Source organism: Sulfuriferula plumbiphila (assembly GCF_009938015.1).
GTDB classification, from domain to species: domain Bacteria; phylum Pseudomonadota; class Gammaproteobacteria; order Burkholderiales; family Sulfuriferulaceae; genus Sulfuriferula; species Sulfuriferula plumbiphila.
The window spans coordinates 3,063,299-3,080,531 of record NZ_AP021884.1; the positions used below are offsets into that span (position 1 = coordinate 3,063,299).

Genomic DNA, 17,233 nt, shown 5'->3' on the forward strand with positions numbered 1-17,233 from the left:
GGTCGTTACTGTGTGGCATCTGACCGCTGACACGCTGGTGTACGCGCCTGCCTCGGAAGAGGCTGCGGTCATTTACAATACAGCTTCTGGCGACACCCACCTGGTCAATGCCCTGGCGGCTCAGGTCATCAGCCTGCTTGGCAGTACCGCGGCGAGTACCGATATATTGCTCGACCGGATCGCGGATCAATATCCAGCGCCGCCTGATCCCGAACTCCTGCAAGTGCTTGAGAGCACGCTCGCCGATCTCCATCGTCTCGATCTGATCACTGAAACTTCAGCTTGAACGTCGCACATTACAGCCTGGCCGGTCTGCGCCAAGAAATGGCACGGGACGGAATATATCTTCAAACCGGCGCTTTTGTCGCCCGTGTCCGCAGCCCTGTTTCGCAGGTAGCAGAGGGCATCCATCAACTCTATGCCGATGCATCGATTCTACCCACGCACGGATTCGCGGATTTTCATGTCACCCTGGCCCCCCCCGCCACTTACCGGCGCTGGTTCAAACCGCAAGTGATATTTCGCTCTGATGGCTACGCACCATTCAAACCCTTACCCATTGACCAGGCGTTCGCCCTGTTCGAGTGGGGGCTCAACTGGTGCATCTCCAGCCATGCCCATCAGTACCTCATCATCCACGCCGCAGCCGTCGAAAAGCACGGTTTTGCCGCCATCCTGCCCGCCCCGCCGGGCTCGGGCAAAAGCACGCTTGCTGCCGGCCTGGTCAATCGCGGCTGGCGCCTGTTATCAGATGAACTCACGCTGCTATCGCGGGAGGGCATGATTCAGCCGGTTGCCCGCCCCGTCAGCCTGAAAAATCAGTCCATAGAGGTGATAAGCCAGTTTGCCCCCCAGGCCTGTATCGGACGCATAGTCAAGGACACCATCAAGGGAACCGTCGCCCACATGCGCGCACCCGCAGGCAGCGTCGCCCGGGTGTATGAACAGGCGCAGCCTGGCTGGGTCATCTTCCCGAAATATCAGGCGGGCGTGTCCGCCACCCTGACGCCGATGGGGGGTGCGGAAGCCTTTATGGGGCTGGCGCAAAATGCTTTCAACTACAGCCTGCTGGCGCAGGAAGGCTTTCGGCGCCTGACTGCGCTGATGGGTGCCAGCGCCAGTTACCGTTTTCACTATAGTGATCTGGAAGAGGCGGCAAGCGTGTTCGATGGGATCGCGGAGCAACGGCATGCGAACATGTGATTGTGCCATTGTCCGGGCGCTGCGCGAGCCAGACCGTCTCGATCAATTCAGCATGGCGGAATGGGATACCCTCATTCGTCAGGGTCGACGCGCCGATTTGCTGGCCCGGCTGCATGGGCTTGTCCAAGAAAAAAACCTGCTCGCATCCCTGCCTGAAGCACCACGTGCCCATTTGCAGGCAGCACGGGTGGTCGCCGACAAGCAGGCGACAGCAGTCGCCTGGGAAGTGCGCAAAATCCGCGCGGCGATTGCCCATACCGGTGCGCCCCTGATCCTCCTGAAGGGTGCTGCCTACTGCATGGCGGCACTGGCGGCGGGGCGCGGACGCGTGTTCTCCGACGTGGATATCCTCGTGCCCAGGCAACGCATCAATCACGTCGAAGCCGCACTCATGCTGCACGGCTGGGTCGCCACCCAGCATGACGCCTACGACCAGCGCTACTACCGCACCTGGATGCATGAAATTCCGCCGCTGCTGCACATCAGGCGCCTGTCGGTGATCGACGTGCACCATGCCATCCTGCCGGAGACGGCGCGACTGCGTCCTGACCCGGCCCTGCTGCTGGCTGCGGCACAGCCTATTGCGGATGAACCCGGCGTATATACGCTGGCACCCGCCGACATGGTGCTGCACTCAGCCAGCCATTTGTTCTGCGGCGAATTCGGGCATGGCTTGCGCGATCTGTCGGACATAGACTTGCTGCTGCGCGAATTCGGTACGGTGGCAGGGTTTTGGGATGGCCTGGTGGCGCGCGCACAAAGCCTGGATCTGGCACGGCCGCTGTATTACGCCCTGCACTGGGCGACGCGGCTGTTTGCCACGCCGGTGCCGCCCATCGTGCTGCGCGAGATAGACGCATGCGCGCGCCCGTCTACGCCAGTGAAAACACTCATGAATGCACTGCTGCAGCGCACCCTGGCGCCCGATCACGCCAGTTGCCGCGATGCGCTGTCTGTGCCGGCGCGCGCTCTGCTCTATGCGCGCGCGCACTGGCTGCGCATGCCGCCGCACTTGCTGGCTTACCATCTGGCGCACAAGGCGCTGTTTCCGCCACGCGCGGCGACAAATTAAACGCGGTGCAGGCGTGCGCGCAGCCGTTCGATCTCGTCCTGCATATCCAGCATCAACCCCAGCACTTCCAGGTTGGCGTCCAGCTCGTGATACAGACGCCAGGCGCGGCGGGCGCGTGCCAGATCTTCCGCACTGAAGCGCCAGTCGCTCAGGGTGGCGCCTGCCGGGTTCAGGATGGCTTCGTCCACGAGTTGGCATATCCACGTGGATTCGGCACTACAAGTCCATGCAAGCTGCTCCAGTGTCAGCGTAAAAACACAGTCTGCGGTGAGTGTTGAATTTGTATGCGATTCCATCTGCTTCATACTCCCAGCGTATGCCTCGGATCAAATGCCAGCTCCTGCGCCATGGTCTGGTATAGCGCGCGCGCGCGTGGTGTGGTCGCCGCCGGCAGCACCACTTCCAGCGTCAAATACAGGTCGCCCGCCGGATTGCCCGGCAGCCCGCGACCTTTCAGGCGCAGCTTGCGCCCGGATTGCGAATTGGGTGGTATTTTGACTTCAACAGTCCCGTCCGGCGTGGGTGCTTTCACCGTCGCCCCCAGGGCAGCTTCCCACGGGGTGACCGGCAGTTTCAGGTAAAGGTCTGCGCCATCCACACGGTATAGCGGATGCGGCCTGAACTGCACTTCCAGATACAGGTCCCCGGCTCCCCCCATACCCGGCGCACCCTGACCAGCCAGGCGCACTTGCTGGCCGGCACGGACACCTTTGGGTATCTGTACATTCAGGCTACGTTCGCGGTAAACAAGGTGGCCGCTGGCGTCAATTTCCGGCACCCGCAGGCTGAGTCGATGCGTGCCACTGCGATATGCGTCTTCCAGATCCAGCATGATTTTGGCGTGATGATCCTGCCCCGCCGCGCGCTGCTGCGCTGCGCCAGCATGGCGCGCCCGGCGGCCAAACAGCTCGGCGAAAAAGTCGCTGAAATCCTGCGCCTGACCGCCCTGATGGGGGGCACCACTGAATTCAAAACCCGCATCCCAGTCAGGTGGCGGACGGAACTGTTCACCCGCCTGCCAGCGGCTGCCGAGCTGGTCATAGGCGGCGCGCTTTTCGGCATCCTTGAGCACCTCGTTGGCTTCATTGATTTCCTTGAAACGCGCCTCGGCATTGGCTTCCTTGCTTACATCAGGGTGATACTTGCGCGCCAGCTTGCGATAAGCGCGCTTGATTTCATCCTGCGATGCATCACGCGCCACGCCCAGAATCTTGTAATAATCCTTGTATTCCACAGCGATTTTTCCTTTTTTGCGGATAAGTTTTTTGTGGATAAGTTGTATCCACCCTCATTTTGGACTGTCGCACCGCAATTTCAAGCAAAGCCCGGTAATTAAGCGGACTGGTGATGCTTGACGCACGCGGCTGCTCACGCGTATTATTCCTGATGAATTTAGTCGGGTATTCCCGCATTGTTTAATTTTTCATGGAGCATTCGCAGCAATGAGCGCACTAGACACCATCCGCGAGCAAGTCACCTCACACAAAGTCGTGCTGTACATGAAGGGCACGCCGCAGTTTCCGCAGTGCGGTTTTTCCGCCAGCGCGACACAGATTCTCAAGTCCTGCGGCGTGACCGATCCGTTTACCGTGAACGTGCTGGCCGACGCCGAAATTCGCCAGGGCATCAAGGAATATGCCAACTGGCCGACCATTCCGCAACTCTACGTGAACGGTGAGTTCGTAGGCGGCTCCGACATCATGCGCGAGATGTTCCAGAATGGCGAGTTGCAAAAACTGCTGGGCTGATTCAGTCATACCCAATAAAAAACGCAGCCTGGGCTGCGTTTTTTATTGGCAAGCCAGATTACCGCGCCATCTGCGCGAATACCCGATCCGCAGCCGCCAGTGTGGCCTCGAGTTCTGCGTCACCATGCGCAGCGGACACGAACCCGGCCTCGAAGGCTGAGGGCGCAAAGTAAACACCCGCGTCCAGCATGGCGTGGAAGAAGCGGTTGAACGCCTCCTTGTCACATTCCATCACCTCGGCATAGGTTTGTGGCGGCGTGGCGCGGAAATACAGGCCAAACATGCCGCCCACCGCCTGCGCGGAAAACACCACGCCATGGCGGGCAGCGGCCTCGGCCAGCCCGGTCACCAGAGCTGTGGTGGCTGCGCCCAGGCGCTCATGGAAGCCGGCTGCGCGAACGAGCCTGAGTGTCGCCAGGCCCGCCGCCACCGCGACCGGGTTGCCCGACAGCGTGCCCGCCTGATAAACCGGACCCAGCGGGGCGAGTTTTTCCATGATCTCGCGCCGCCCGCCGAACGCGCCCACCGGCAGGCCACCGCCAATGACCTTGCCAAAAGTGGAAATATCCGGGGTAATCCCGTACAGCGCCTGCGCGCCGCCCAGGGCAACGCGAAACCCCGTCATCACCTCGTCAAAAATCAGCACCGCGCCATACTGCGCGCACAGGTCGCGCATGGTTTGCAGAAATTCCGCACGCGGCGCAATCAGATTCATGTTGCCCACCACCGGCTCGACGATGACGGCGGCGATTTCGTGACCGATGCGGGCGAAGGTATCCGCCAGCTGTTGCGCGTCGTTGTAGTCCAGCACCAGCGTGAGCGCAGCCAGTTGAGCGGGCACCCCGGCGGAACTGGGCTGGCCGAAAGTGAGCGCGCCGGAACCCGCCTTGACCAGCAGCGAGTCGCCGTGGCCATGGTAACAGCCCTCGAATTTGATGATCTTGTCGCGTCCGGTATGGCCGCGCGCCAGGCGAATCGCGCTCATGGTCGCCTCGGTGCCGGAACTGGTGAGGCGCACCATGTCCATGCTCGGCACCAGTTCGGTCAGCAGATCGGCCATTTCCACTTCCAGCCCGGTCGGCGCACCGAAGCTCAGGCCACGCGCAGCACGCTGGTACACGGCTTGCAACACTTCGGGGTGGCTGTGGCCGAGGATCATCGGCCCCCACGAACCCACGTAATCAATGTATTCGCGGCCATCGGCGTCCCACACGCGCGCCCCCAGCGCACGCTCAAAAAAGCACGGCGTGCCGCCCACCGAGCGAAACGCGCGCACCGGTGAATTGACCCCGCCCGGCATGTGGCGCTGGGCGCGGGCGAACAGCTCTTCATTTTTACTCATGGTTTTCAGTCTTCAGTTTCAGCAATGAAAAAATCGGCGAAGCAACGCGCGCGCGCCTCGATATCGGCTGCCTCGAACAAGGCATTAATCACCGCAATCGCATCGGCGCCGGTCTCGATGAGCGACTCCGCGTTGTCCGGCGTGATGCCGCCTATCGCCACGATGGGCAGGTGCAGCACGCGGCTGGCGTGCTGCAGCAGGGTGATATCCGCGCGCGGCGCACTGGGTTTGGTGGCGGATGCGAAAAAACTGCCAAACGCCACGTAATCGGCACCCGCAGCCTGCGCTGCCACGGCCAGATCCAGGCTTTGATAGCACGACACGCCTATGATTTTGTCCGCACCCAGCACAATACGCGCTTCGCGTACGCCCCCGTCGTCACTGCCAAGGTGGACACCGTCCGCGCCCACCAGGTCAGCCAAACGCAGGCTGTCGTTGATAATCAGCGGCACCCGGTGGCGCCGGCATAAAGCCAGTAACTCGCTGGCCTGCTCGTGCTGGCGCGCCACGTCGCCGCTTTTATCGCGGTACTGGACAACCGCTGCACCGCCCCTGAGCGCGGCCTCGACCTCGCTCAGCAGGCGCGCGCTGTCGTCGGTTTCACGGGTGATCGCGTAGAGCCCGCCGATCATTGCGGCTTCTCGCCCTCACGCGCCCAGAACAGGCGATCCGGGATGAACTGCCCCATGCCGGGGCGGAACGCGGCGCGCAGGGCTTCGTAGGTGAATTCCTGCGCTTCCCTGACCGCCTCCGCCAGATCCAGACCGTGCGCCAGCGCGGCGGCGATGGCGGACGCCAGCGTGCAGCCCGAGCCGTGATAACTGCCCGGCAATCTGTCCCAGGCATCCCGGCGCAGCACGCCATTCTCGTTGTAGAGGGTGTTGAAGACCTGAGGCGTATTCTCGTGGGTGCCGGTAATCAGCACATATTCGCAACCCAGATCAATCAGACGCCGGGCGCATTCCCCCAGCTCGAGTTCGGCAGCATCTTCGCCGTCATCCTGCAGCAGACGCCGCACTTCCATGCTGTTGGGGGTGAGGATGGTGGTCTGCGGAATCAGCATGTCCAGCAGTGCCGCGTGCATGTCGTCACTGGCCAGCTCGTCGCCGCGCCCGGATGCCAGCACCGGGTCGAGTATCAGCGGCACATCGGGGTAGTCGCTGACGATTTCGGCAATCGCGGCAATCGCCTCAACGCTGCCCAGCAAGCCAATCTTGAACGCAGCCACCGGCATGTCCTCGAGCACGCTGCGCGCCTGGTCGGCAATCCACTCGGCATCGATGGGCAGGTAGTCTTCCACACCCACCGTATCCTGCACGGTAATCGCCGTCACCACCGACAATGCATGGCAGCCCATGCTGGTGAGAGTGAGGATGTCGGCCTGGATGCCCGCCCCGCCGCTGGGGTCAGTTGCGGCGAAAGTGAGTACGATGGGCGGAAGTTCGTCGGTCATGGTCGCGCGGCGGCTGCACTAAAATACTGCGTGCGGATGGATTAGAATGTCCATTTTAACCGAAAAGCGGAGATTCAATGGCAACCCCCTTCAACTGTTATCTGTGCGTCATCTGCGGCTTCATTTATGAAGAGGAAAAAGGCTGCCCGGAAGATGGCATTGCCCCGGGAACACGCTGGGAAGATGTGCCGCCCAACTGGGCCTGTCCCGAATGCGGGGCGCGCAAGGATGATTTTGAGCTGATCCAGATATAGCAAGCTACAGCAATTGCTAAAGATTTCGTCACGCAGTCCGATAATTACACAAAACCCGTACCGGTGCTGATTGCAACAGCACCACAAGCGGGCTTCAAACCGACACAACCAGGATGGGGTACAGCGTGAGTGACACCAAAAAACTGGCTGGCATCAAAGTGATGGTGATTGATGACAGCAACACAATCCGCCGTAGCGCAGAAATTTTTCTCAATCAGGCCGGCTGTCAGGTCATTCTCGCCGAAGATGGCTTTGACGCGTTGGCCAAAATCACCGAGCATCTGCCCGATGTGGTTTTCGTGGACATCATGATGCCGCGCCTGGATGGCTACCAGACCTGCTCGCTGATCAAGAAAAACGCCCGTTTCAGCGCCACGCCGGTGGTCATGCTGTCAAGCAAGGACGGCCTGTTCGACAAGGCGCGCGGGCGCATGGTCGGCTCCAACGAATACCTGACCAAACCATTTACCAAAGATACCCTGTTGACTGCAGTACAACGCCACACCACCCAGCACTTAGCTGCCTGACCTTAAGACGAGATTATTACCATGGCTATCCAACGCATCCTGATCGTAGACGATTCCCCCACTGAACGCTTTTTCCTGGCTGATCTGCTCGGCAAAAATGGCTATGATGTCAGCATGGCTGAAAATGGTAACGAGGCGCTGGACAAGGCCAAACAGCTGAAGCCGGACCTGATCCTGATGGACGTGGTGATGCCCGGCCTCAATGGCTTCCAGGCCACTCGCGCGATTTCGCGCGACGACGATACCAAACATATTCCGGTGATCCTGTGCACCACCAAAAACCAGGAAACCGACAAGATATGGGGAATGCGTCAGGGCGCCATTGAATACATGGTCAAGCCCATAGACGGTTCCGCTCTGCTGCAAAAAATTCGTACCTTGTAAGCGCCTGTTTTCTGACAATTCACCTATAGCCATGTCCAAACGCGTCAGCCTCAAACAATTCCAGCAGGATCTGAGCACCCGCCTGCAAGATGCTGGCACCCGCACCACCCTGGCCACCAGCCTGGGGGTGCGGGTCGGTAATGAAAACTGGCTGGTCGAACTTGGCGATATCAGCGAAGTCATTGCGCCCGCCCCCTGGGTGCGGGTGCCACTTGCCAAGCCCTGGTTCCTGGGAGTCGCGAATATCCGCGGCAAATTGTATAGCGTTGTCGATCTGCCCGCTTTTTCCGGCCATGCAGCCGTTACACCGGGTCCGGATACGCGCTTATTGCTGGTGCACAGCCGCTTCGCGGTCAATGCCGCACTGCTCGTCAGCCAGACATTGGGCCTGCATAGCCTGGACCAAATCGATCACCAGGAAAGCGGCGCGTCCGATACGGAATGGATATCCCGCCATTATCGTGATGCGCATGATGTCTTCTGGAAGGTTCTGGACATGGGAGCGCTGGTCTCGCATCCGGCATTTCTTCAGGCAGGCATCTAGGCGTATTCCACCCAAACCATCCATTGAATCACCAACTACTCTAAGTGGAGAAAAGCATGGCCATCAGCTTTCCCGGTTTCAACCTGAAGCCATCCAAGGATAAAGCCGCCAAATCCAGGAAAAGCGCTGGTGACGTGCCTGAGCACACCACGCTCATCATGAGCGGATTACGCAAAATTTCTGCCAAGGCGCCTGGAGAAACGCCGCTGATCGGCCACCTGCCCATCGAAAAGCAGTACATGCTCACCCTCGGCGCGGCGGTCATCCTGATTGCGGCATCCGTCAGCCTGTTGATTTACAGCAACATGCAGGCTGGCAACAAGGCCAAATATATCGGCACATCCACTGAAATGCAAATGCTTTCGCAGCGCATCGCCAAGGGCGCACAACAGGCAGTGCTCGGCACGCCGGAAGCGTTCAAACAGCTCCAGGCAAGTCGCATCCTCTACAAAAACGACCTCGCAGGACTGGTGAGCGGCAACAGCGACATACCCGCCTCACCGAATTCCGTTCAGCCGCTTCTGTCCAGTCTCGACAGGGACTGGAAGCCGATCGCCACTCAGATCGATTTGATTTTGGGGCAGGAAAAAACCCTGGTTGGCCTGCACCAGAGCGTGGGCAACATCAATAAATCCAGTAGCACACTGCTGGAACTCTCCGAGCAACTTGTGGGCCGCATGAACGACGCCAACGTGGCGCAACGCCCCACCGCGCTGGCCAGCGAAATGGTCATGCTGACCCAGCGCATGGCCAAAAACGCCAACACGCTGCTGTCCGGTGAAGTGATCGACCAGGACGTGGCGTTCCAGCTGGGCAAGGATGCGACCACTTTCAAGGACATCATGAACGGTCTGCATGACGGCAGCGAAAAGCTGCGTCTGTCAGCCGTCACGGATCCGGATGTGCGCACCAAGCTGGAGGATCTGATCACTGCCTACAAAGGGTTCGAGATCGACGTCAACAACATTCTCGCCAGCATGCAGCCCCTGGTGGAAGCCAAGCAGGCCGGCCATTCAATTTTTACCGATAGCGACAAGCTCCTGGCTGACACGCAAAAAATCACTGCCGCCTATCAGGGGCTCGGCACGCTCGGCGTGGCACTGGCCATCGTGCTGGGTTTGCTCGGCGCGGGCAGCGTGGCTTTATTCGCATATATCAACACCAATGAAGCCAAACGCCGTGCCCTGCAAAGCGAGGCGGAAAACAAGCGTAACCAGGAAGCGATTCTGCGCCTTCTCAATGAATTGGGCGACCTCTCGGAAGGCGATCTGACGATCAGCGCCACGGTGAACGAAGACATCACCGGCGCGATTGCGGATTCCATCAACTTCACCATTGACGAATTGCGCACGCTGGTTGCGGGTATCGAACGCGCAACCGAACAAGTCAATACGACGACTGCTCAAGCCAAACAGGTATCGGACGAATTGCTGTCCGCCGCACAGCGCCAGTCGCGCGAAATCGAGGACACCTCCACCGCCATTCTGGACATGTCGCAATCCATTAATGAAGTGTCCGCCAGTGCCAGCCAGTCTGCACAGGTGGCACACCAGTCGCTGGAAGCCGCCGAAAAAGGCACCCACGCGGTGCAAAACTCCATCGCCGGCATGAACGGCATCCGTGAGCAGATCCAGGAAACCTCCAAGCGCATCAAGCGCCTGGGCGAATCGTCGCAGGAAATCGGCGAAATTGTGGAACTGATTTCCGACATTACCGAACAGACCAACGTGCTGGCGCTCAACGCTGCCATCCAGGCGGCCTCGGCTGGTGAGGCCGGACGCGGGTTCTCGGTGGTTGCGGAAGAGGTGCAGCGTCTGGCAGAGCGCTCCGGCCAGGCCACCAAGCAGATCGCGGCGATTGTGAAAACCATTCAGTCGGACACACAAGACGCGGTGGCCGCCATGGAAACCAGCACCCAGGGTGTGGTGGAGGGCGCCAAGCTGTCTGACGCAGCCGGTCGGGCGCTATCCGAGATCAGTCAGGTGTCACGCAATCTGGCCGCGCTGATCGAAAACATTTCCACCGCGACCGAAGCCCAGGCCACAGCAGCCGCCAAAGTCGCGCGCACCATGCAGGACATTCAAAACATTACCGAGCAGACCACCACCGGCACCAGCCAGACCGCATCTTCGATTGGTGCGCTGAGCGGTCTGGCAGCTGATCTGAAGAAATCGATTGCCGGCTTCAAACTGGCATAACGCACCGGGTGCCGGAGTGGCGCACGGCGCGCTGCGCTGCGAATAGCTGACTGAACAGGACACACCATGAGCGCAATTGTGGAATACGATACCGGCCCTCTGAGCTGGGTAAAAGGCGAAATCGACCATGCCCTGCAGCAAACCCGCGACACACTGAACCAGTTCCGTATCGGGCAGGACGACCCGGCGCTGCTGCGCAATGCACGCACCTACCTGAATCAGGTCAGCGGCGCCATCGAGATGGTCGGCCTGCAAGGCGTTGCACTCCTGTCCCAGGAAACGAAAAAGCTGCTGGAACAACTGGAAAGCCAGGCACTGCCAGTCGATGCCGCCGCATTCGACCTGCTGCAGCGTACCATCGACGCAATCTGCCTGTATCTGGATGACCTGATCAAAGGCAAGCCCAATCTGGAGTTGCGCCTGTTTCCGCTATATCAGGAAATTCGCGCCGCACTGGGCGTCGAGCACAGCGCCGAAAGCGACCTGTTTTTTCCTGACCTGGGTCAGCGCGCACCCAGGGCACAGCCTGCAGTGCCGCGTTCCGAAACGGAACTGGCGGCGCTGGTAAAAAAATCACGCGCCCAGTTCCAGCGCGGCCTGCTGGCGTTTTTACGCCAACAAAACGCAGACCAGGGTCTGGCGGTGATGCGTACTGCCGTGCACGACATCGAGCAAGCCATGACGCTGCCCGCTAACCGTACATTATGGTGGGGTGCGACGGCATTTGTGGACTGCCTGTCCAACCACGCCATCGAGCCCAATTTTGCCGTCAAGCAACTATGTGGCCGCATTGACCTGCAAATGCGCCGTCAGGCCGAAGGCTCCTACAAGGTGGCCGAACGCCTGCTCAAGGACATTCTTTATTTCGTGGCCAAAAGCCGCGCTGTCAGCGACCACGTCAAAGCCGTCAAACAGGCGTTTGCGCTAGACCACATGATGCCTGACAACACCGGCGAATCCAGCGCAATGGCCGCGCTGCTGCCATTGCTCAAGGAACTGCGCAACCTGCTCGCCCCCGCCAAGGAATCCTGGCTCAAATTCACCGCAGGCAACCGCGACAGCCTGGCGCAGTTCCAGTCCCAGATCATCGCCCTGCTGGCGCGCACTGCCGAACTCAAAAGCACACCGCTGCTGAATCTGCTGGCCCAGATCAGCGAAATTGCAGCATCCGCAGAGAGGCTTCCCGAGGGCCAAACCGAAGCGCTCGGACTGGAAGTGGCCACCGCGCTGTTGTTGATACAAAACACCCTGGAAAATTACCAGCACGTCACCGGCGAGCTGGTTGCGCAAGCCGATGTGCAAGTGCAACGTCTGCGCGCTGCCGCTTATGGCGATGTGGATGTAACACAGATACCCGAAATCCCGCTGCTCGACGAAATGTCGCGTCACGCGCAGGAGCGCCTGCTGATTGCCCAGGTTGCGCAAGAGGTTCAGTCCAATCTGCAGCAAACCGAAGAAGTGCTGGATGCCTTCTTCCGCGATCCGCAGCATGGCCGCCAGGCCCTGGCCAGCATCAATGCGCCGCTGGCACAAGTGCAGGGCGCACTGAACATCCTGCAGCTTGACGAAGCCAGCCGGCTGCTCACCGCCGCGCACGCTATCGTGCTGGGTTTTCAGGACGCCCGGCGCCCGATTAACGAGACCGATTTTGCCGTGATCGCCGACGCCCTCAGCAGCCTGGGGCTCTATATTGACGCGCTACGTCATCAGCGCAACGGCGCCGGCACCCTCCTGCTCCCCGCGCTCCGGCAACTGGGACTGGCCGGTCCCGAACCCGCCACATCAGCAGACCTGCAGGCAGAGTCCCCTGCGCCCAGTGTGGAAGACAGCCTGGATGCGCTGAAACATGACGTGCGGAAGCAGCTTAACGCCTGGCAGGAAGCGCCCGCAGAGGCACACACCCAAAAAAAGTTTTTAAGCGCACTGCGTGAGCTTGAAGAAGATGCCGAGCTCATCGGTGACTATGCGCTCAAGCAGCAGACAGCCGATGCGCTCAAGCTTGCCGGCAGCGGCCCGAATCCGGCACTGAGTCAAGCCATCCAGGACATCAGTGGCGGCGAATCTGCGCCGCAACAATCCGCCATTGAAGCATCCGCTGACGCCACCATCAATCAGGCTATTGATGCCGAGCTGCTGGAAGTTTTCCTGGAAGAGGCCGGGGAAGTGCTCGACAGCATTGCCACCCATCTGGAAATGTGTCGCGCCGAACCGCATAACCGCGCCAGCCTTACCACACTGCGCCGCAATTTCCATACCCTGAAAGGCAGTGGCCGCATGGTTGGCCTCACCGACCTGGGCGAAGTCGCGTGGAGCATTGAACAATTGCTCAACCAGTGGCTGCAGGATGAAAAATCTGCCAGTGCCGCCCTTCTGGAGGTGCTGACCGACGCTCATGGCCGTTTTGACGGCTGGATTGGATCGCTCAAATCCAGCGGGCAAGCCCACATTGCAGCAGACGCGCTGGTGACAAAAGCCGCCCGATTACGCAGCGGAGAATTGCCCGAACCCACACCCGCACAAGCCGAATTGCCGCCAGCGGAACACCACGTCACGCCACAACCCGCGGATACCGTACACGATCTGACCTTCGCGCCCGGCCCCGCGCCCGAGCCTGCAATCGAGGCCAGTCAATCTGTGCTCGCCGATATCGCCGTTACGGATGACTTGAGCGTTCCTGACGTATCCGCGGCGGACATCAGCGGCATCAGCCCTGCTGCGGAAAGTCCGGATGCGTCGATCGCGCCGCCCGAAGACGACCGCGTCAGCATCGGCACCAATCTGATCTCCGCGCCGCTGCTGGATATTTTTCTGCGCGAAGCCGAGCAGCACCACACCACTTTGCGGCGCGAATTCGCGCACCTGCAAATCAATCCCGGCGAACCCGTCGCGTATGATTTCATGCGTGCTGCCCATACGCTGGCAGGCATCGCCGGCACCACCGGCTTCACCGCTGTTGCCGATCTCGCACACGCGCTGGAGGCATGGCTTACCCAGTTACACGAAAGTGTCGCCACACTGCCACCAGACAGCAGGCTAACTGACGCTGCCATCACCGCGCTGGGTGAAATGCTGGACAGCATCAATGCGCAACGGGCGCCTGTGCCGGCGCATGATCTCATCGCCGCGCTGGTCGCTGTGCAGGCCGCCACGCTTGAACACGAAGCACAGCTGAGCGACTGCGAGGCCACGGGCAACGAACCGGAACCCGCAGCGGCATCCGTCCTCGAGACCGGGGCAAGCCAGGCCAGCACAACCCGGATAAATCCGGTAAATATTGCCGAACCCGCCGACATCCCGCATCTCAACACGCTGCTCGCCGCTGCCGATGAGCAACAGGCGCGCCGCAATATTGTGGATGACCTGGACGATCAACTGCTGCCGATTTTCCTTGAGGAAGCGGCTGAACTGATGCCAAAAATCAGCGCCGAAAGCCGCAACTGGCGTGCCGATCCAGCCCGGGGCGACGCTCCGGCCAGCCTGCAGCGCCTGTTGCATACGCTCAAGGGCAGCGCACGCATGGCCGGTGCCATGCGTCTCGGTGAGCTCACCCATATCATGGAAACCCGGGTGGTGAACGCGCTCGAATCCGGCGCACTGGAAGCTGCATATTTCGATGGGTTTGAAATCGAGCTGGATCGGCTGGGCGACGCGTTGAACCGACTGCGGCACACTGATGCTGCCACAGCGCAGATTGAGACGGAAGATACGCATGCAGCCCTGCAGGATGCGCCGCATGCGCTCCATGCACACACGCCAGCCAAGGCCCTGATCGAACCAGAAACCAGCGCGCGCATGCTGCGGGTGCGCGCTGATACGGTAGACCGCCTGGTCAACGAGGCCGGCGAAATCAGTATCACGCGTTCGCGCCTGGAGAGCAGCGTATCCGGCATCAAACAGAATGCCGGCGAACTCGCGGAAAACATCGGGCGTTTACGCGCTCAATTGCGTGAACTGGAAATCCAGGCAGAAAGCCAGATGCAGTCCACGCTGTCGCATATGCACAAGGACGACCACCAGTTCGACCCGCTCGAATTCGACCGTTTCACGCGTCTGCAGGAACTCACCCGCATGATTGCCGAGAGTATCAATGACGTCGGCACCGTGCAGCAAAACATCGCCGTAGGTCTCAACGAAACCGAGGCCGCATTAACGCAGCAAGCCCGCATGACGCGTGACCTGCAACAGGCGTTGATGCATATCCGTATCGTGCCGCTGGCCAGCGTTGCCGATCGCCTGCACCGCACGGTGCGGCGTGCGGCCAAGGATATGGGCAAGAAAGCCAGCCTGCAGATTATCGGCGAACAGGTGGAAATGGATCGCAGCGTGCTGGAAAAAATGGTCGCGCCATTCGAACACCTGTTACGCAACGCCGTCGCCCATGGCCTGGAACTGCCTGCAGAACGAATACAGGCAGGCAAATCCGAATACGGCGAGATTGTATTGCACGCGCGCCAGGAAGGTAACGAGGTCATGCTATCGTTGCGCGACGACGGACGCGGGCTCAATCTGGATGCGATCCATGCGCGCGCCATTGCCAAAGGCTTGCTGCAGCCCGGGATAAGCGTGGCGCCCAACCAGCTGATGCAGTTTATTTTTGCGCCGGGTTTTTCCACCGCCGAAGCGGTCACCGAACTGTCTGGCCGGGGTATCGGCATGGACGTGGTGAAAAGCGAAATCACGGGCCTCGGCGGTCGTCTCGAAGTGGCCTCCGAAGCCGGCAAGGGCGTGCAATTCATGGTGTACCTGCCGCTCACGCTGGCGGTCACGCAGACAGTCCTGATAACGGCCGGGGATCACCTGTATGCCCTGCCTTCCACCATGGTCGAACAGGTGCAGGAATACAAGAGCGACACGCTGGCCGAATTGCTCGCTGCAGGAACCATCGAGTGGCAGGGCAATCGCTATGACCTGTTTTACCTGCCACACCTGCTGGGGCAGACCGACCGGGTGCATCTCGCGCAGCGCTACAACGCGGTCATTCTGCTGCGCAGCGGCACGCAACGCTGCGCCATTCTGGTGGATGAACTGACTGGCAACCGCGAGGTGGTGGTGAAAAATATCGGGCCCCAGCTGGCCCGGGTCAGTGGTATTGCCGGCGCCACGGTACTCGGTAATGGCCAGGTGGTGCTCATCCTCAACCCGGTGCAACTGGCGCTGCGCCAGGGTGAGCACACCGGGACCGCAGCAGTACAGGCACCCGTCATAGAAGCCGCACGCGCCAGAGTAGTGATGGTGGTCGACGACTCGCTCACCGTGCGCAAGATTACCGGCCGCCTGCTGGCACGCGAGGGCTACGAAGTGATCACCGCCAAGGACGGCCTGGATGCGCTGCAGATACTGCAGGATGTGATCCCGGATGTGATGTTGCTGGATATTGAAATGCCGCGCATGGATGGCTTCGAACTGACCAAGGCCATGCGCGCGGATGCCCAGCTGGCCGGGGTGCCGATCATCATGATCACTTCGCGCACCGCAGACAAACATCGTGACCATGCCCTGAGCCTGGGGGTCAATGCCTACCTCGGCAAGCCATTCCAGGAAGAACAGTTGCTGGCCCACGTCGCCCGTTACATGCACCAGCCTGAAACAGCCTGAATCCAGGCCCGCCACACAGCGGGCCGCCCGCGCGCCATAGCCAAGACCCCGGTCAGCCCGCGCTGGCGAACAGCGTGTCGCGGAAATAGATCAGCAACACCACGCCGAACACAATGCGATACCAGGCAAATATTGCAAAACTGTGGCTGGAAATGTAGCGCAGCAAGGCGCGCACGGCGAAAAATGCACTGACGAAGGCGGTAGCGAAGCCAACCCCGAACACCACGAAATCGTGCACATGGAGTTCATGCCAATGTTTCGCCAGTTCGTAGAGGGTGGCGGCAAACATGGTGGGAATGGCGAGGAAAAAGGAAAATTCCGTTGCTGCCTGGCGCGACAGCCCGAAGATCATTCCGCCCATGATGGTCGCGCCCGAACGCGAAGTGCCCGGCACGATGGAAAACGCCTGGGCAAAACCCACTTTAAGTGCGTCTTTCCAGGTCATGTCATCCACATGATGAATACGCGGGCTGCGCGCGTAGCGCTCCACCGCAAAAATCACGAAGCCGCCCAGGATGAAAAACACCCCGACCCAGAACGGGTTGAACAAATGCGCCTTGATCGCCTTGATGAACAGCAGCCCGAAAATCGCTGACGGCAAAAAGGCAAGCATTATATTGGCGGCAAAGCGCTGGGAGACAGGATCGTGACCGAGCCCTCCCACTACCTTGCCGATACGTGCCCGGAACTCCCACACCACGGCCAGAATCGCGCCCAGCTGGATAACGATTTCGAATACCTTGCCCACGTTATCGTTGAAATTCAACAGGTCGCCGGCGATGATCAGATGTCCGGTAGACGATACCGGCAAAAACTCCGTCAGCCCTTCCACCAGCCCCATGATCAAGGCCTTGAGATATATCAGATAGTCCATCGCTCCCCGCGCAAAAAAGCGTCCTTAAGGACGTGAGTC

The 17,233-nt window shown here is 60.2% G+C and carries 16 protein-coding genes; 10 read left to right on the plus strand and 6 right to left on the minus strand.

Annotated elements, in window-relative coordinates; genetic code table 11:
• The first annotated feature begins 10 nt into the window (after positions 1 to 10).
• From GZH91_RS15725 to GZH91_RS15735, 3 genes are read left to right on the plus strand one after another with little or no spacing between them, the layout of a single operon-like run.
• Positions 11 to 286: an HPr-rel-A system PqqD family peptide chaperone gene (locus GZH91_RS15725; protein WP_161984300.1), complete on the plus strand. Its 276-nt coding sequence runs from the start codon at positions 11 to 13 to the stop codon at positions 284 to 286.
• Positions 283 to 1,203 (plus strand): HprK-related kinase A, encoded by a 921-nt coding sequence (locus GZH91_RS15730; protein WP_223264593.1) that lies wholly within the window; start codon positions 283 to 285, stop codon positions 1,201 to 1,203. Before GZH91_RS15725 ends, GZH91_RS15730 begins: the two co-directional genes overlap by 4 nt.
• Positions 1,190 to 2,275: a nucleotidyltransferase domain-containing protein gene (locus GZH91_RS15735; RefSeq protein WP_174861862.1), complete on the plus strand. Its 1,086-nt coding sequence runs from the start codon at positions 1,190 to 1,192 to the stop codon at positions 2,273 to 2,275. Before GZH91_RS15730 ends, GZH91_RS15735 begins: the two co-directional genes overlap by 14 nt.
• Here the strand turns inward: GZH91_RS15735 and GZH91_RS18465 are convergent.
• Positions 2,272 to 2,580: a chaperone modulator CbpM gene (locus tag GZH91_RS18465; protein WP_408646874.1), complete on the minus strand. Its 309-nt coding sequence runs from the start codon at positions 2,578 to 2,580 to the stop codon at positions 2,272 to 2,274. The two genes, GZH91_RS15735 and GZH91_RS18465, sit on opposite strands and share 4 nt — an antisense overlap.
• On the minus strand, positions 2,577 to 3,509 hold the full coding sequence (locus GZH91_RS15745; protein ID WP_147074226.1) for a DnaJ C-terminal domain-containing protein: 933 nt from the start codon (positions 3,507 to 3,509) through the stop codon (positions 2,577 to 2,579). Before GZH91_RS15745 ends, GZH91_RS18465 begins: the two co-directional genes overlap by 4 nt.
• A gap of 208 nt (positions 3,510 to 3,717) precedes the next feature.
• Here GZH91_RS15745 and grxD point away from each other — a divergent pair, with 208 nt between their 5' ends.
• The gene (grxD, locus tag GZH91_RS15750; protein ID WP_147074224.1) at positions 3,718 to 4,023 is read left to right on the plus strand and encodes a Grx4 family monothiol glutaredoxin; all 306 of its coding nucleotides are present in this window, start codon (positions 3,718 to 3,720) and stop codon (positions 4,021 to 4,023) included.
• Between the two features lie 58 nt (positions 4,024 to 4,081).
• On the opposite strand, the gene hemL is transcribed toward grxD, so the two are convergent.
• Genes hemL through thiD form a run of 3 tightly spaced genes read right to left on the minus strand, consistent with a single transcriptional unit; the run spans position 4,082 to position 6,818 of the window.
• Positions 4,082 to 5,365 (minus strand): glutamate-1-semialdehyde 2,1-aminomutase, encoded by a 1,284-nt coding sequence (hemL, locus tag GZH91_RS15755; RefSeq protein WP_147074222.1) that lies wholly within the window; start codon positions 5,363 to 5,365, stop codon positions 4,082 to 4,084.
• Positions 5,366 to 5,370: 5 nt separating this feature from the next.
• The gene (gene thiE / locus GZH91_RS15760; RefSeq protein ID WP_147074220.1) at positions 5,371 to 5,997 is read right to left on the minus strand and encodes a thiamine phosphate synthase; all 627 of its coding nucleotides are present in this window, start codon (positions 5,995 to 5,997) and stop codon (positions 5,371 to 5,373) included.
• Complete coding sequence (thiD, locus tag GZH91_RS15765) at positions 5,994 to 6,818, minus strand: bifunctional hydroxymethylpyrimidine kinase/phosphomethylpyrimidine kinase (protein ID WP_147074218.1); 825 nt, start codon at positions 6,816 to 6,818, stop codon at positions 5,994 to 5,996. The genes thiE and thiD overlap by 4 nt, the downstream gene beginning before the upstream one ends.
• A gap of 77 nt (positions 6,819 to 6,895) precedes the next feature.
• Here thiD and GZH91_RS15770 point away from each other — a divergent pair, with 77 nt between their 5' ends.
• The 6 genes from GZH91_RS15770 (at position 6,896) to GZH91_RS15795 (ending at position 16,320) form a co-directional block, all read left to right on the plus strand.
• Positions 6,896 to 7,072, plus strand: a complete 177-nt coding sequence (locus GZH91_RS15770) for a rubredoxin (protein ID WP_147074216.1) — start codon at positions 6,896 to 6,898, stop codon at positions 7,070 to 7,072.
• Positions 7,073 to 7,233: 161 nt separating this feature from the next.
• Positions 7,234 to 7,599 (plus strand): response regulator, encoded by a 366-nt coding sequence (locus GZH91_RS15775; protein WP_371860378.1) that lies wholly within the window; start codon positions 7,234 to 7,236, stop codon positions 7,597 to 7,599.
• Between the two features lie 21 nt (positions 7,600 to 7,620).
• Entirely contained in the window at positions 7,621 to 7,983 is a 363-nt protein-coding gene (locus GZH91_RS15780) for a response regulator (RefSeq protein WP_147074213.1), read from the plus strand.
• A 31-nt stretch (positions 7,984 to 8,014) separates the two neighbouring features.
• Positions 8,015 to 8,527, plus strand: a complete 513-nt coding sequence (locus GZH91_RS15785) for a chemotaxis protein CheW (protein ID WP_147074211.1) — start codon at positions 8,015 to 8,017, stop codon at positions 8,525 to 8,527.
• A gap of 56 nt (positions 8,528 to 8,583) precedes the next feature.
• The gene (locus tag GZH91_RS15790) at positions 8,584 to 10,725 is read left to right on the plus strand and encodes a methyl-accepting chemotaxis protein (protein WP_147074209.1); all 2,142 of its coding nucleotides are present in this window, start codon (positions 8,584 to 8,586) and stop codon (positions 10,723 to 10,725) included.
• A gap of 66 nt (positions 10,726 to 10,791) precedes the next feature.
• On the plus strand, positions 10,792 to 16,320 hold the full coding sequence (locus tag GZH91_RS15795; protein ID WP_147074207.1) for an Hpt domain-containing protein: 5,529 nt from the start codon (positions 10,792 to 10,794) through the stop codon (positions 16,318 to 16,320).
• Positions 16,321 to 16,372: 52 nt separating this feature from the next.
• On the opposite strand, the gene GZH91_RS15800 is transcribed toward GZH91_RS15795, so the two are convergent.
• A complete protein-coding gene (locus GZH91_RS15800; protein WP_147074205.1) occupies positions 16,373 to 17,194 on the minus strand; it encodes an undecaprenyl-diphosphate phosphatase in 822 nt (273 codons plus the stop codon).
• Positions 17,195 to 17,233 lie beyond the last annotated feature (39 nt).

Coding starts and splice junctions, on each gene's coding strand:
- GZH91_RS15735 (WP_174861862.1), top strand. CDS start 1,190: ATGCGAACATGTGATTGTGCCATTGTCCGGGCGCTGCGCGAGCCAGAC.
- GZH91_RS18465 (WP_408646874.1), bottom strand. CDS start 2,580: ATGAAGCAGATGGAATCGCATACAAATTCAACACTCACCGCAGACTGT.
- grxD (WP_147074224.1), top strand. CDS start 3,718: ATGAGCGCACTAGACACCATCCGCGAGCAAGTCACCTCACACAAAGTC.
- hemL (WP_147074222.1), bottom strand. CDS start 5,365: ATGAGTAAAAATGAAGAGCTGTTCGCCCGCGCCCAGCGCCACATGCCG.
- thiE (WP_147074220.1), bottom strand. CDS start 5,997: ATGATCGGCGGGCTCTACGCGATCACCCGTGAAACCGACGACAGCGCG.
- thiD (WP_147074218.1), bottom strand. CDS start 6,818: ATGACCGACGAACTTCCGCCCATCGTACTCACTTTCGCCGCAACTGAC.
- GZH91_RS15770 (WP_147074216.1), top strand. CDS start 6,896: ATGGCAACCCCCTTCAACTGTTATCTGTGCGTCATCTGCGGCTTCATT.
- GZH91_RS15775 (WP_371860378.1), top strand. CDS start 7,234: ATGGTGATTGATGACAGCAACACAATCCGCCGTAGCGCAGAAATTTTT.
- GZH91_RS15780 (WP_147074213.1), top strand. CDS start 7,621: ATGGCTATCCAACGCATCCTGATCGTAGACGATTCCCCCACTGAACGC.
- GZH91_RS15785 (WP_147074211.1), top strand. CDS start 8,015: ATGTCCAAACGCGTCAGCCTCAAACAATTCCAGCAGGATCTGAGCACC.
- GZH91_RS15790 (WP_147074209.1), top strand. CDS start 8,584: ATGGCCATCAGCTTTCCCGGTTTCAACCTGAAGCCATCCAAGGATAAA.
- GZH91_RS15795 (WP_147074207.1), top strand. CDS start 10,792: ATGAGCGCAATTGTGGAATACGATACCGGCCCTCTGAGCTGGGTAAAA.
- GZH91_RS15800 (WP_147074205.1), bottom strand. CDS start 17,194: ATGGACTATCTGATATATCTCAAGGCCTTGATCATGGGGCTGGTGGAA.